The organism is Streptomyces scabiei 87.22, from assembly GCF_000091305.1.
In the GTDB taxonomy this organism is placed as follows: domain Bacteria; phylum Actinomycetota; class Actinomycetes; order Streptomycetales; family Streptomycetaceae; genus Streptomyces; species Streptomyces scabiei.
In genome coordinates this window covers 8,776,530-8,791,104 of sequence record NC_013929.1, presented here as the reverse complement: position 1 = coordinate 8,791,104, position 14,575 = coordinate 8,776,530, and the positions used below count along the sequence as shown (strand labels likewise).

Sequence of the window (14,575 nt, the reverse complement as noted above, 5' to 3'; positions counted from 1 at the left end):
GGCTGTGAACACCTTTTCTCCTTAAGGCGGTTCCCGGTGCAGAGGGCGTGGGACGTCTTTCGCGTACCGGAGGCACCCCCTCACCCGGTCGAGGGAGCGTTGTCCAGTCCGTGGAGGACGGTTCGGAGGTAGGACAGCCCGTCACGGGCGAGGGTGTCCTGTGTCGGGGCGAGCGGCCGCCAGATCGAGGCGGCGGTGGCGATGGCCTCGTTCTGCGCGGTGAACGACTCGATGCACACCGCGCCGCCGTAGCCGGTCGTGGCCAGGCCCGCGAGGAAGCGCGGCCAGTCGAAGTGGTCGGCGCCCGGGGCGCCGCGGTCGGTCCCGCTGACCTGGACGTGCTTGAGGTGCGGACCGGCCGTGACGAGCGCCTCGTAGGGGTCGGCCTCCTCGATGTTCATGTGATAGGTGTCGATCATGAGACCGACGTTCGCGGGCAGGCCGTCGATCAGCTCCACCGCCTGCGCGACCGTGTTGACGACGCTCGTCTCATAGCGGTTGAGGGCCTCCACGCCGATGCTCACGCCCCGCTCCCCCGCGTAGTCGGCCACCGGCCCCAGGGCGCGGCGGACGTCCGCGTAGCAGGCCGCGCGCTCCGCCGGTGACATCCGCCAGGTGCGCCCCACCGAGGCGTAGACCGGACCGCCGACGCAGGGCGCGCCGACGGCCGCCGCCTGGTCCGCACACGTCTTCAGGTACGCCACGGTCGAGGCGACGGCCTCCGGCGGGGCGTTGACAAGGTCACGTCCGGGTGAGGTGACGGCGCAGACGCCGGCCGCGCGCAGGCCGTACGCCGCCAGCAGGTCCCGCGTGCGGGCCGGGTCCCAGTCGCCGGGGTGCTCGATCGGCAGCTCGACCGCGTCGAAGCCGAACGCGGCGATCCGCGGCACCAGTTCGGCCAGGGCCTCGTCGTCGACCGGCGATGCCCAGACCCACGGGTTGACACCGATGGTGTACACCGGACTACTTCCAGCGCTTCGGGTAGCCGGGCAGGTCGGTGCAGCCGCACATCGCGTAGTGCAGCGGCGGCATGGTGGGGTCGACGTACTCGTCCAGGTTGTCCTGGGTGATGGTCGGCTGTGGCAGCTTCCACGGGTTCGGCACCTGCTCGCCGTCGAGAATCCTCAGCGCGGCGATCACCGGGGTGCGCCACTGGTAGGTGGGGTAGGTCGGGGCGATCGCCGTGAGTTTCCTGTCCTTCCACAGCTTCAGGAAGTCGAGCTGGTCCTCGCCGTTGATCGGCGGCACGGGCTTGCCCGCGTCCTCGAACGCCTCGACCGCCGCGCCCGCGACGGCCCCGGCGTCCATCCAGACGCCGTCGATCGTGCCGTACCGCTGGATGTAGTCGTTGACGATCTTCTTGGTCCTGGCCGGGTCGCCGTCGGTGAACTCGACGCCGACGACGTCGACGCCCGCCTTGTCGAACGCGACCTTCGCCGCGGACCAGCGGGTCTCCAGCACGTCGACGCCCGGCAGGATGCGCAGCGCGAGGACCCTGCCGCCCCGCTTCATCTTCCGGGTGACGAACTCCGCCGCGACGTGGCCGAATCCGTAGCCGCCGATCGGGTTGATGAACGTCACCGGGCAGGTCGTGTCGACGCCGCGGTCGAAGACGACGACCGGCAGGCCGCTTCGGCAGGCGGCCTCCACGGCCGGGGTGAGCGTCGCGGTGGTGTTCGGCGAGACGATGAGCGCGTCACAGCCCTTGCCGAGCAGGTCGTTGATGTCGGCGATCTGCTTCTGGTCCTTGCCTTCGGCGTCGGTGTGGACGAACGCGGAGATCCGGTCGCGGTGGGTGTCGACCTCGGCCTGCATGGTCTTGAAACCGACCTGGCGCCAGGGGTTGTTCAGCCCGGCGTTGGAGAAGCAGATCTTGTGCGGTCCGGGCTTCCTGTACTTCGCGGTCTTCACCATCGCCGGGTCGAGCGCCTGCTCCCAGGGCTTGCCGGCGGGCCCGGTGGGTGCGGTGTCCAGGAGCGCGAGCTGCTGGTCGTAGTCGGCCCGCACGAAGAACTTCGACTGCTTCCCGGTGCCCGATCCGGTGCCGGATCCCGTGCCCGCGGAGGGGGAACCCGATGCGCCGGTGGTGGGCTCGTCGGTGGCGCAGCCGGCCAGCACCAGTAGGGTGCTCACGGCCAGCACCGTCATGGAATGCCTCACTGGATCCCCTTCATCTGGACGGGACACGGAAGGACGCCGCCGCCACGGCGAGCAGGATGATCGCGCCCTGGACGGCCGGTTCGAGGGCGCCGGAGACGCCGTAGAAGTTCATGAGCGTGAAGAGCGTCTCGAGGGTCAGCGCGCCCAGCATCGCGCCGACGACCGAACCCCGGCCCCCGCCCAGGGCGACACCACCGAGGACCGCCGCGGTGATCGCGCCGAACTCCAGGCCGGCACCGGCCTGGAACGACACTCCGCCGTACCCGCCGATGAGCACCGCGGCGAGCGTGGCGGCGAGTCCGCTGAGGACGAACGCCATGGTCCTGGCGCGCCCCACGCGCACGCCGCTCAGCTCGGCGGTCCGCGGGTTGCCGCCGACGGCGACCAGGGTGCGGCCGAAGTCCGAACGCGCCAGCGCCAGCGCCAGAGCTGCCGCCGCCAGCAGGACGAGAAGGGCGTACGGGATCCGGCCCAGCACGGGCACGTTCTCGTAGCCCGACCGGCCGAGCCGGCGGAACTCCTCGGAGAGGCCGCCCTTCGGGGCACCGTCGGACCACAGGTACACGGCACCGACGAGGATCAGGAACATCCCGAGGGTCGTGATGAACGACGGCACGCGCAGCCACGTGGTGACGAGGCCGTTGACGAGACCGACGACGACGCCGAACGCGAGCAGGAGCACGACGACGGGCCAGCCGGCCGACGGATCGCCGTCGATCAGCCGGGCGGCGACGACCACCTGCGCGGTGACCAGGGAGCCGACGGACAGGTCCAGCTCGCCGGAGACGATCACGAAGTACTGGCCGGCGGCGAGCAGGACGATCGGGGCGGAGCGACCGAGGAACGACATCAGCGACGGTGGCGAGAAGAAGTCCGGTTGGCGGGCGCTCAGCAGCACCAGCAGGACCGCCAGGATCACGACGATCGGTGCGAGACCGCCGGAGCGGAACCCGGGGAGCCGCCGTGGGCGCGCGATCCGCATGCTAGGACGCCTTCCGCATCGCCCGGCGGGCGTAGACGGCGACCGCCGCGATGATGACCACGCCGCGGATCACCTGCTTGAAGAACACGTCGACGTCGAGCTGGTTGAAGACGGCGTCGATGCTCGCGAGCAGCAGCACGCCGCCGACCGTGCCGACGACGCCGCCGCGCCCGCCGGCCAGGGCGGTGCCGCCGAGCACCACAGCGGCGATCGATTCCAGGTCGTACAGTCCCTCGGTGCCCACCCTGGGTGCGCCGGCGCCGAGCCGGCCGGCGAGATAGACGCCGGCGAGGCCGGCGCAGAGGGCGCACAGCACATGGGCGGTGACGAGGACCCGGCCGGTGCGCACGCCGGAGAGCCGGGCGACCTCCGGGTCACCGCCGACGGCGAACAGATGGTGGCCGAAGCGGGTGCGCGCGAGCACGAACCAGGCCGCGGCGGCGACGGCGAGCAGCAGCAGGAACGCCAGCGGCACCGGGCCGACGCGCTGGTACCCCAGGCCCTGCACCAGGGCGGGTGCGGTCTTGCCGGCCGGCCCGTCGTACCCGTTGTCGAGGTATCCCTTCAGCAGCAGTCCGACGCCGACGGTCGCGATGAAGGGGTTGATCCGCGCCAGGGTGACGAGCAGGCCGTTGACGAGGCCGATCGTGGCGCTGACGGCGAGCGTCAACGCCGTCGCCGGCAGCAGCGCGGCGTCGTCACCGGCCATGGTCTCGGCGGCGACGAGGGTACTCAGGCTGACCGTGTACGCCACGGACAGGTCCAGCGAGCCCCCGACGACGACCAGCGTCTGGCCGACCGCGACGAGGCCCAGACCGGCGGCGACGTGCAGCAGGCTCACCGTCGTCGGCAGACTGAACAGCCGGCCGCCGTCGACCGTGACGACGAGCCAGCCGACCGCCAGGGTGAGGGCCAGGGCGACGAACACACCGGGCGGGGTCCACCGGGCCGGCGGGGACAGCGTGCCGCTCATCCGGCCGCCTCCCGCGCGGTGCCGACCGCCAGGGCGACGACATCCTCCTCCGTCGCGCCGGCGGGCAGCTCACCGGCGATGCGGCCGTCGCGCATGACGATGATCCGGTCGCTCATGCCGAGCAGTTCGGGCAGCTCGGAGGAGACCATCAGCACGGCGGCGCCGTCGCGGGCCAGCCGGCGGACGAGCTCGTGGATCGCCGACCTCGCGCCCACGTCGATGCCCCGGGTCGGCTCGTCGAGGAGCAGGATCCTCGGGGCGAGCGCGAGCCACCTGGCCAGCACGACCTTCTGCTGGTTGCCCCCGGACAGGAAACGGATCTCCTGGTCCTCCCGCGCGGCGCGCAGTTCGACGGCCGCGAGCAACTCCCGGACGCGCGCGGTCCGGGCACCGCGGCGGGCGCGGGCACCGCGTCCGACCTTGCCAGGGCGGACGGCTCGGACGGCTCGGACGGCTCGGACGGCCAACAGCGCGTTGTCGAGCACCGACTGCCCGGCGACGATCCCTTCGCCCTTGCGGTCCTCGGAGACGTAGGCGATCCCGGCCCGCACCGCGGCGCGGGGCGAGCGCAGCCGCACCGGGGTTCCGTCGACGGCCACCTCGCCGGTGCCGAACGGGACGGCGCCGAACAGTGCGCGGGCCAACGCCGACCGGCCGGAGCCCTGCAGCCCGCCGACCCCGAGCACCTCGCCGGCGCGCAGCCGCAGGTCGATGCCGCGCAGCTTCCGGTTGCCTCCGCCCCGGACGGTCAGTCGCACCGGGCCCGGCTCCCGCGGCGTCGCCCGGTCGGGACGGTGGCTCGGCAGCTCACGGCCGACCATGTGGCGCACGAGCCGGTCGGCGCTGGTGTCCGCCGTGTCCAGGGTGGCCACCGCCCGGCCGTCCTTGAGCACCGTGATCCGGCCGGACAGGTCGAAGACCTCCTTGAGGCGGTGCGAGACGTACAGCACGCCCATCCCGTGCCCCTGCAGCCGCCGTACGAGCGCGTAGAGCTGGTCGACCTCGTGGTCGGCGAGAGCGGCGGTGGGCTCGTCCATGATGAGCAGCCGTGCGTCGAGGGCGAGCGCCTTGACGATCTCGACCACCTGTCGGTGCGCCACGCCGAGTCGTCCCACGCGTGTGTCGGGCGGTAAGGACTCCTCCCCGATCGAGGCGAGGAGCCCCGCGGTGCGGCTGTGCATGGCTCTGCGGTCGACGAGCCCGCGACGCAGAGGCTCGCGGCCCAGCCAGACGTTCTCCGCCACGGTGCGCTCGGGCAGGAGCGTCAGCTCCTGGTGGACGATGCCGATACCGGCCTGTTGGGCCTCACGCGGGCTGCGGAACGTCCGCCGTGCGCCGGCGAACTCGACCGTTCCCTCGTCGGGCTGGTGGACGCCGGACACCACCTTCATGAGCGTGGACTTGCCGGCGCCGTTCTCGCCGACGACGGCGTGCACCTCGCCCGGCCGGACCTGGAGGTCGACGCCGTCGAGCACCCGCACGCCGAGGAACGACTTGCCGATGCCCCGCAGAGCGAGCAGCGGCGACGGCAGCGGGGCAGACATCGTGGTGGACCTCGACATTCGCGTCGTCAGCGGAAATGAGTCACCGATAGCTGAATCGTTCGGGTACGGCCCGGCGTGGAATGGCAGCTCCCGCCCGCGATCTGTCATCGCATTGCCGGGAGCTGTCATCGCATGGCCGCGTGCTGTCATCGCATGGCCGCGTGCTTGCGCCGGACGCGATGGCGGCATTGCGGCCCCGAGAGTAAATGCCTAGACGAGTGCCTGGCAATACCATCGGAGCCGACCGCTCGATGCGGGCCGGTGATCGGCCCACAGCACATTCATGCGCCTGAATCTGTTATCCGGCGCCCCGTACACAGTCGCGCACCGAACCACGCTTTCTGATGCGCAAATACGTTATGGAATCGGCCCGAAGACGGTCGCGCACCGCACCACGAAGAAGATGTGCGAAATGTGTTATGGAATCGCCGGCACCCGATCCATATTGACTGTTGCGAAACCCCCCTGCATGCTGACCGGCAGACCACGGGAGACGGTCGCATCCAGTGTGACGCCCCCCTCTCTTCCGTAGGGACTTGACTGCCCGTCACGGCGGACGGGACGACGAGCTGACGGCACACGCACGCCTCCGACACGCTTTGGCACTTCGGCGCATCGGAGGTGCGGCCGGCGCGTGCCCGTGGTCATGCCATCGTTGCTCCGCCGAATAGGAGACGGCATGCGTCGCATCACATTAATCTTCGGGGCGATCGTGAGCGTGCTCCTGTCGCTCGTCATCGCCCAACCGGCGTCAGCGGCGCCGGCCTTCCGGGCCCTGGTCTTCACGAAGACGGCCGGCTACCGGCACGATTCCATCCCGGCCGGCCTGGCGATGTTCCGGGAGCAGGCGGCGGCCGACAACTTCGAGTTGGTCCACAGCGAGGACTCAAGCGTTTTCACGGCGGCGAATCTCGCCACTTTCGACGTGCTCATCATGTTCCAGACCTCGGGAATGGTGTGGACCACGGCGTCCCAACGTCAGGCGGTGGAGGGCTACCTCGCCAGTGGCAAGGGCATCGTCTCGATCCACAACGCCACGGACATGGGCATCGAGAACGAGTACCCGTGGTGGGACCAGACCGTCAACGGCGGCGCACACATGCCGGAGCACTCCCCCGGTGTGCTGGCCGGCACGGCAGTCGTCGCGGACAAGAAGCACCCGTCGACGGCCGGCCTGCCGGACCGCTGGAACCGCAGCGAGGAGTGGTACAACTTCGACCGCAACCCCCGCGGCGACGTCCACGTACTGGTCACCGCGGACGAGCGGACGTACAACCCGGGCCCCCGCGCCATGGGGCCAGACCACCCCATCTCCTGGTGCCGCAACACCGGCGGCGGCCGCGTGTGGGCCACCGCCATGGGGCACGCGAGCGCCGCCTACAGCGAGACCCCTTTCCGCAACCACGTCCTCGGCGGCGTCGAGTGGGCGGCGGGCAAGGAGTCCGGCGACTGCGGCGGCACCGTGTGGAGCAACTTCGAGAAGCGCACCCTCGACGACAACACCGCGGACCCGATGGCCCTCGCGGTCGCCCCGGACGGGCGGGTGCTCTACGTCCAGCGGGGCGGGCAGCTGAAGATCTTCAAACCGTCCACCAACAGGACCGTGACAGCCGCCACGCTCAGCGTCTACACCGGCGGCGAGGACGGCCTCACCGGCCTGGCACTCGACCCCGACTTCGCCGACAACGGCTACGTGTACCTGTATCACTCCCCGGCAGGAGTCCCGAACGACATCAACCGGGTCTCCCGCTTCACGCTCACCGGCGACACCCTGAACATGTCGAGCCAGGTGACGGTCATCGACATCCCCGCGACCCGTGACCGCACGTTCGCCGAGCCCGGACACACGGGCGGGTACATCGAGTTCGGCCCCGACAAGAACCTCTACATCGGCACCGGGGACGACGTCCCGCCGAACCTCGACCCCAGCTGGCAGGGCTACGCCCCGCTGGACTGGCGGCAGGGCAAGGCCAACCTCGACGCCGCCCGCACCGCCGGCAACACCAACGACCTGCGGGGCAAGCTCCTGCGCATCCGGCCGTCGGCCGACGGCGGTTACTCCGTCCCGGCCGGCAACCTCTACCCGCAGGGCACGGCGCAGACCAGGCCGGAGATCTACGCGATGGGCTTCCGCAACCCGTTCCGCTTCTCGATCGACCCGGAGAACGGCTGGGTCTACCTCGCCGACTACGGCCCGGACCGGAACCCGCCCACGACCAACCGCGGCCCCGAGGGGCTCGTCGAACTCAACGTCATCAAGACACCGGGCAACTACGGCTGGCCCTTCTGCCACGGCGACAACCAGGCCTACGCGCCCTACAACCCGAGCACCGGCGTTGTCGGCGCCAAGTTCAACTGCAACGCACCGGTCAACAACTCGCCGAACAACACCGGCCTGACCAGCCTCAAGCCGATCGTCGCGCCGAACATGTGGTACGGCTACGGCGTCTCACCGAACTTCCCCGAACTCGGCTCCGGCGGCTCGGGACCGATGGGCGGACCGGTCTATCGCTACGACGCCGCGAACCCGTCCGACACAAAGTTCCCGCCGTACTACGACGGGGTCCACTTCTTCTACGAGTGGTCGCGCCACACCGTCAAGGAGGTCCACTTCGACTCCGCGACCGCGGTCACCCGGACCAACTCCTTCATGCCGTCCGCCAAGTTCCTCAAGCCGATGGACATGGAGTTCGGGCCCGACGGCTCGCTGTACCTGCTCGAATGGGGCAACAACTTCTCCGGCGGCAACAACGACTCCGGGCTCTACCGCATCGACTACAACCACGGCGGGCGGTCGCCGGTCGCCAAGGCCACCGCAACGCCCACCAACGGAGAGGCGCCGCTGAACGTGCAGTTCAGCAGCGCGGGGTCCACGGACCCGGATCCCGGCAGCACGCTCAGCTACCACTGGACGTTCGGCGACGGCACCACGTCCACGGCTGCCGGCCCGTCCCACACCTACACCGCCAACGGCAACTACACCGCCCAGCTCAAGGTCACCGACAACACCGGCAGGACGGCCTTCGCCAACGTGCCGATCACCGTGGGCAACACCGCACCGACCGTCACCCTCACCCTCCCGTCCAACGGCGGCATGCTCGACTTCGGCGACCGCGTCCCGTACAAGGTGTCCGTCTCGGACCCCGGCGGCGGGCCCGTCGACTGCGCCAAGGTGTTCGTCAACCCCGCGCTCGGCCACGACGACCACCAGCACGAGACCACGGACCATCCGGGGTGCTCGGGCACCATCGACACGTCGCTGCTGGGCGGGCACCCCGACGGGGCCAACCTGTACTACGTCCTCAACGCCCGCTACACCGACGACGGCGGCCCCGGTGGCGCGAACCCGCTCACCGGCTACGCCCAGGCGATCCTCCAGCCCAAGCACAAGCAGGCCGAGTTCTACTCCGACCAGTCGGGTGTGCAGATCGTCGAGCAGGCCGGCGCGGAGAGCGGCAAGCGGGTCGGCGACATCTCCGACGGCGACTGGATCTCGTTCAAACCCATGAGCCTGTCGGGCGTCACGAACGTGCGGTACCGCCTGTCGTCGCCGAGCGGCGGCGGATCGATCGAACTGCGCGCCGACTCCCCTACCGGCACACTCCTGGCCACGACACCGGTGCCGGGCACCGGCGGCTGGAACACCTACCAGTCCACGGCGGCGGTGAACACGGCCGATCTCTCCGGCTCGCACCCGCTCTACCTGGTGTTCAAGGGCACCTCGAACAACTGGTTCGACCTCGACGCGCTCACCTTCGGCGGCAACGGGGTCGGCGAACCGGGCAGCGGTGGCGGTGGTGGCGTCGCCGGTCGGACCTGGACGGTCGCGGCGCAGCACAGCGGCAAGTTCATGGACGTCAACGGCGCCTCGACCGCTGACGGCGCCCAGGTCGTCCAGTGGCCGGCCACCGGCGCCGACAACCAGAAGTGGCAGGCCGTCGACGCCGGTGGCGGCGCCGTCTATCTGAAGGCGGCGCACAGCGACAAGTGCCTCGCCGTCACGGGCGGGTCCACCGCCCAGGGCGCGTTCCTGCAGCAGGCCACCTGCACCAACGGCAATCCGCAGAAGTTCCTCGTCACCCCGTCGACCACGGCGGGCGTGTACACGATGAAGAGCGCCCCCAGTGGACTGTGCGTCGACGTCAACGGCGGCTCGACGGCCGACGGCGCACGACTCCTGCAGTGGAGCTGCCACAGCGGCACGAACCAGCAGTGGCGGTTCACCGCCGTATAGCCCGTCCGGTGGATGCCCGGCGCGGTCGCGCGCCGGGCATCCCTTCCCACGACCAGGTGAGGAACCGCCATGGTGTTTCGCATACCTCGGCCCCGCTGGTACGGCCGCCTGTCCGCGCTGGGCACCGCCCTGGTGCTGGTCGCCGTCGGCGCCACCGCGGTGGCGGCACCGATCGAGCCCGGGCAGAGCGCCCCCCTCGTGGGCGCGCAGTCGGGCCGCTGTCTGACCGTCCCCGGCGCCTCCACCACCAACGGCACCCAGACCCAACTCCAGGACTGCACCGGCACGACCGGCCAGACCTGGACCTACACCACCGGCAGACAACTGACCGTCCCCGGCAACAAATGCCTCGACGCCAGCGGAAGCGGCACCACCAACGGCACCCCGGTCATCATCTGGGACTGCAACGGCGGCACCAACCAGCAGTGGAACGTCAACCCCAACGGCACCATCACCGGCGTCCAGTCCGGACTCTGCCTCGACGCCAACGCCGGCGGCACCGCCAACGGCACCCGAACCATCCTCTGGTCCTGTCACGGCGGCACCAACCAGCAGTGGAACTCGCCGCCGGACCCGCCGGAACCGGGCGACGGGGGCACGTGCGACATCTACGCCTCGGGCGGCACCCCCTGCATCGCCGCCCACAGCACCGTACGAGCCCTCTACGGCACCTACAGCGGCAACCTCTACCAGGTCCGGCGCTCGTCCGACAGCACGACCCGGAACATCGGCGTCCGGAGCGCGGGGGGCGCCGCCGACGCGGCGGCGCAGGACTCGTTCTGCGCCGGGACCGCCTGTGTCATCACCGTCGTCTACGACCAGTCCGGCCGCGGGAACGACCTCTGGTACCAGGGATCGAGTGTCGTTCCCGGTTCCCCCCAGAGCCGCCCGGCGACCGCGACGTCGGAGTCGCTGACGGTCGGCGGCAGCAAGGCCTACTCGCTCTACATCAACCCCGGCAACAGCTACTGGCGGGACGGCCACCTGACCGGCGTGCCGACGGGCAGCGCCCCCGAAGGCATGTACATGGTGACGAGCGGCACCCATGTCAACGGCGGCTGCTGCTTCGACTACGGCAACAGTGAGACGACCCGGGCGGCCGACGCGGCCGGGGCGATGGACGCGATCAACTTCAGCACCCAGTGCTGGTTCGGCGGGTGCGTGGGCAGAGGTCCCTGGGTCCAGGCCGACCTCGAATGGGGGCTCTACTCCGGCGGGAGTCAGAGCTGGAACACGAACCAGCGGGCCTTCACCGGCAAGTTCGTGACGGCGATGCTGAAGAACAACGGGACGAGCCGTTTCGCGCTCCGGGGTGCCGACGCCCAGACCGGTGGCCTGACCACGCTGTGGGACGGCGCGCTGCCACCCGGCTACAGCCCCATGAAGAAGCAGGGCGCCATCATCCTCGGCAGCGGTGGTGACTGCTGCAAGCCCGGCGGCGGCGCGAACCTCAGCGCCGGCACCTTCTACGAGGGCGCGATGGTGTCCGGCTACCCGTCCGACGCGACCGACAACGCGGTACAGGCCAATATCGTCGCGGCCGGCTACCGCTGAGTCGCTCATCCATGAAGGGAGAAACGTGATGCGACAAGGCACCAACCGTCACCGATGGCGCACACCGATCGCCGTGGTCATCGCCCTCTTACTCGCCGCGGCCGGCATCAGCGGCATCGGACTGACGTCCGCCGTCGCGGCCGAGGCCCCCTCCGCCGCCCCGAGCGCCGGATGCGGCAAGCCGCCCACGCTGTCGAGTGGTCCGCGCTCGATCCAGAGCAGCGGCAGGACGCGGAACTACATCCTGCGGGTGCCCGCCACCTACGACAACAACCGCCCGTACCGAGTGGTCTTCGGCTTCCACTGGAACGGCGGCACCGCCAATGACGTCGACTCGGGCGGAACCAGCGGATACCCCTGGTCGTACTACGGCCTGCGGGCGATCTCGAACGACAGCGCGATCTTCGTCGCGCCCCAGGGCCTCGGGAACGGCTGGGCCAACTCGGGCGGCGAGGATCTGACCTTCGTCGACGACATGGTCAGGCAGATCGACGCGGGCCTGTGTGTCGACACGAACCAGCGCTTCGCCGGGGGCTTCAGCTACGGCGGCGGCATGAGTTACGCACTCGCGTGCGCCCGGCCGACCGTGTTCCGCGCGGTCGCCGTGTACGCGGGCGGCCAGTTGAGCGGATGCAACGGCGGTACCCAGCCGGTCGCGTACATCGGACTGCACGGTTTGCGGGACCCGGTGCTCCCGATCGCCACGGGACGTTCGCTGCGTGACAGGTTCGTCCGGAACAACGGCTGCACTGCCCAGAACCCGCCGGAGCCGGCACGGGGCAGCCTCACGCATGTCGTCACGACCTACTCGGGATGCCGCGCCGGCTACCCCGTGGCATGGGCCGCGTTCGACGCGGGCCATACTCCGGGTCCCGTCGACGGATCGCCCGGCGACTACGAACCGGGGGAGCGGTCGTGGACCCGGGCGGTGGTGTGGAACTTCTTCACGCAGCTCGACGGCTCGGATCCCACGCCGAACCCGACCACGTTCCGGCTGCGCAACGAGGGTTCGGGCCGGTGTCTGGACGTCAACGGCGCGAACGGGACCAACGGCACACCGATGATCGTCTGGGACTGCCACGGCAACGCCAACCAGCAGTTCACGCAGAACGGTCAGGCGCTGCAGGTCCTGGGCAAGTGCCTGAACGTTCCCGCCGGCGCCGCCGGCACGCGGGTCCAGATCCAGGACTGCAACGGCGGCGCCGGCCAGCAGTGGGCCCTCAACGGCAACGGCACGATCCGCAACGTGCAGAGCGGGTTGTGCCTGGACGTCAACGGAGCGAGCACCGCCAACGGCTCCGCGGTCGTCGTGTGGAGCTGCCACGACGGCGCCAACCAGCGCTGGGCGCGCGCCTGACGCACGAGAGGGCCACCTCCCCTTGGGAGGTGGCCCTTTCGGCGTGCCGCGTCAGCTCAGGGCAGGGTCCATTTCTGGTTGGCGCCGCCGTGGCAGGACCACAGGTTCACGAGGGTGCCGTCCGAGGAGCCCCCGCCCGACACGTCCAGGCACTTGCCCGACCGCGGGTTCCGCAGCGACCCGTCCGCAGACGCCTGCCAGTTCTGGTTGGCACCACCGTTGCAGGACCACAGCACGACTCGCGCCCCGTCCGCCGTACTGCCACCGCTGACGTCCAGACACTTGCCCAACGCCTTGACCGTCGCCCCCGACGCCACCGTCCACTGCTGCCTCGCCGCACCCGTACACGACGAGATCTGCACCGCCGTCCCGTCCGCGGAACTGCCGTCACGGACATCCAGGCACTTGCCCGCGACTCCCACGATCGGACCCGCGCCCGGGGTGGGTGTCGGGCCGCCGCCGAGATCCTTGATCCGGACGTTGCGGAACGACACGTCGTCCCCCGTGCCGTGGTTCTGGATGCCGACGTGGCCGGCGAGCGAACGGGCGGGATCGGTGTTGGTGAAGTCATTGATCTTCACGCCGTTGAGCCAGACCTGGAGCCGTTCGCCCTCCACCAGCACCTCGAAGGTGTTCCACTCGCCCGGTGGGTTGAGCGCCGCGTCCCGGACGGCCGTGTCCGGGGCCTTGACGGCGTAGATCGAGCCGGTCGTGCGGTCGGGCGCGTCCGTGGCGTCGATCTGGACCTCGTAGCCGTTGTCCAGTGCCGACTGCGGGTCGTTCGTCGGCGGGAAGCCCACCACCACGCCGGAGTTGTCGTCACCGGGCATCTTCCAGTCCAGCTTCAGCGAGTAGTTGGTGAACTGCTTCGCGCTGTACCAGAGCATGCCCAGGCCGCCGTACGAGGTGAGGGTGGCGTCGGTATGGGTGAAGCCGCCCGGGCCGGCCTGCGACCAGCCGGTGGTCGAGCCGTTGTAGAGGGCCGTATAGCCGGTCTCGGGGCGGCAGTCGGCCTTGGTCCGGCCTGCCGCGTACCGGATGCCGCCGAGCAGGTGCGCCCGGAACGCCGGCTCCGCGTACGCCGCTTGACTGTGCCCGCCGCCGGTGTAGAAGGCCCGGCCGCCCGAGTGGGTCTTGCACCAGCTGTGCGGGTGGTCGGCACCCATCGAGCCGCCCGAGTACGACGACTCGTCCAGCGTGGTGAGCACGCGCGCGGTGGTGCGGGGGTTGGTCCGGAAGTTGTACCACTCGTCGGTGCGTGTCCAGGTCTGCGGCAGATGGGCGGTCGCCGCGTGCGCCCGCCCCTCCACCTTGACGTCGGCCCGCTGGACGGCGGGGTGCGAGGCGAACCAGGCGCCGACCAGGTCGCCGTAGAACGGCCAGTTGTACTCGGTGTCCGCGGCCGAGTGGACGCCGACGAAGCCGCCGCCCGAGCCGATGTACGACTGGAACGCCGACTGCTGGGTGTCGTTCAGGACGTCGCCGGTGGTGTTGAGGAAGACCACCGCCTCGTAGCGGCTCAGGTCGCCGGTGGTGAACTGGCTGCCGTCCTCCGTGGCCGTCACCGTGAAGTTGTTCGCCGTGCCGAGCTCGCGGATGGCCTGGATCCCCGCCGGGATCGAGTCGTGCCGGAAACCGGCCGTCCTGGAGAACACGAGGACGTCGTAGGCCGTGTCCGCGGCATGGACGGGGTGGGGCTGTCCGAGGAGGACCAGGGTGGCGAGTGCCGTGGCGGCCCCGCCGAGCAGGGTCCGGGGTCGTCTGCGCATGT

The 14,575-nt window shown here is 70.4% G+C and carries 9 protein-coding genes; 3 read left to right on the top strand and 6 right to left on the bottom strand.

The features are described 5' to 3' along the window. Nucleotides 1-80 precede the first annotated feature (80 nt). Genes SCAB_RS38040 through SCAB_RS38020 form a run of 5 tightly spaced genes read right to left on the bottom strand, consistent with a single transcriptional unit; the run spans nt 81 to nt 5,659 of the window. Nucleotides 81-959: a sugar phosphate isomerase/epimerase family protein gene (locus SCAB_RS38040; protein ID WP_013005357.1), complete on the bottom strand. Its 879-nt coding sequence runs from the start codon at nt 957-959 to the stop codon at nt 81-83. 4 nt (nt 960-963) lie between these two features. Then, nucleotides 964-2,148 carry an ABC transporter substrate-binding protein gene (locus tag SCAB_RS38035; RefSeq protein ID WP_037727615.1) on the bottom strand — a complete coding sequence of 395 codons (1,185 nt, stop codon included), beginning with the start codon at nt 2,146-2,148 and terminating at the stop codon, nt 964-966. 22 nt (nt 2,149-2,170) lie between these two features. Then, nucleotides 2,171-3,142 (bottom strand): ABC transporter permease, encoded by a 972-nt coding sequence (locus tag SCAB_RS38030; protein WP_013005355.1) that lies wholly within the window; start codon nt 3,140-3,142, stop codon nt 2,171-2,173. Between the two features lies 1 nt (nt 3,143). Further along, nucleotides 3,144-4,115, bottom strand: coding sequence for an ABC transporter permease (locus SCAB_RS38025; RefSeq protein ID WP_013005354.1), 972 nt, complete (start codon nt 4,113-4,115; stop codon nt 3,144-3,146). Beyond that, nucleotides 4,112-5,659 (bottom strand): sugar ABC transporter ATP-binding protein, encoded by a 1,548-nt coding sequence (locus tag SCAB_RS38020; protein WP_037727779.1) that lies wholly within the window; start codon nt 5,657-5,659, stop codon nt 4,112-4,114. The genes SCAB_RS38025 and SCAB_RS38020 overlap by 4 nt, the downstream gene beginning before the upstream one ends. A gap of 679 nt (nt 5,660-6,338) precedes the next feature. Between SCAB_RS38020 and SCAB_RS38015 the strand changes: the two genes are divergently transcribed. The 3 genes from SCAB_RS38015 to SCAB_RS38005 all read left to right on the top strand — a co-directional run bounded on the left by SCAB_RS38015 (nt 6,339) and on the right by SCAB_RS38005 (nt 12,804). Beyond that, the gene (locus SCAB_RS38015; RefSeq protein WP_041670106.1) at nt 6,339-9,893 is read left to right on the top strand and encodes a ThuA domain-containing protein; all 3,555 of its coding nucleotides are present in this window, start codon (nt 6,339-6,341) and stop codon (nt 9,891-9,893) included. Between the two features lie 69 nt (nt 9,894-9,962). Continuing rightward, nucleotides 9,963-11,447, top strand: a complete 1,485-nt coding sequence (locus tag SCAB_RS38010) for an arabinofuranosidase catalytic domain-containing protein (RefSeq protein ID WP_013005351.1) — start codon at nt 9,963-9,965, stop codon at nt 11,445-11,447. Nucleotides 11,448-11,475: 28 nt separating this feature from the next. Continuing rightward, the gene (locus SCAB_RS38005) at nt 11,476-12,804 is read left to right on the top strand and encodes a ricin-type beta-trefoil lectin domain protein (protein ID WP_013005350.1); all 1,329 of its coding nucleotides are present in this window, start codon (nt 11,476-11,478) and stop codon (nt 12,802-12,804) included. Between the two features lie 56 nt (nt 12,805-12,860). On the opposite strand, the gene SCAB_RS38000 is transcribed toward SCAB_RS38005, so the two are convergent. Further along, nucleotides 12,861-14,573 (bottom strand): lectin, encoded by a 1,713-nt coding sequence (locus SCAB_RS38000; RefSeq protein WP_041671185.1) that lies wholly within the window; start codon nt 14,571-14,573, stop codon nt 12,861-12,863. Between the last annotated feature and the right edge of the window lie 2 nt (nt 14,574-14,575).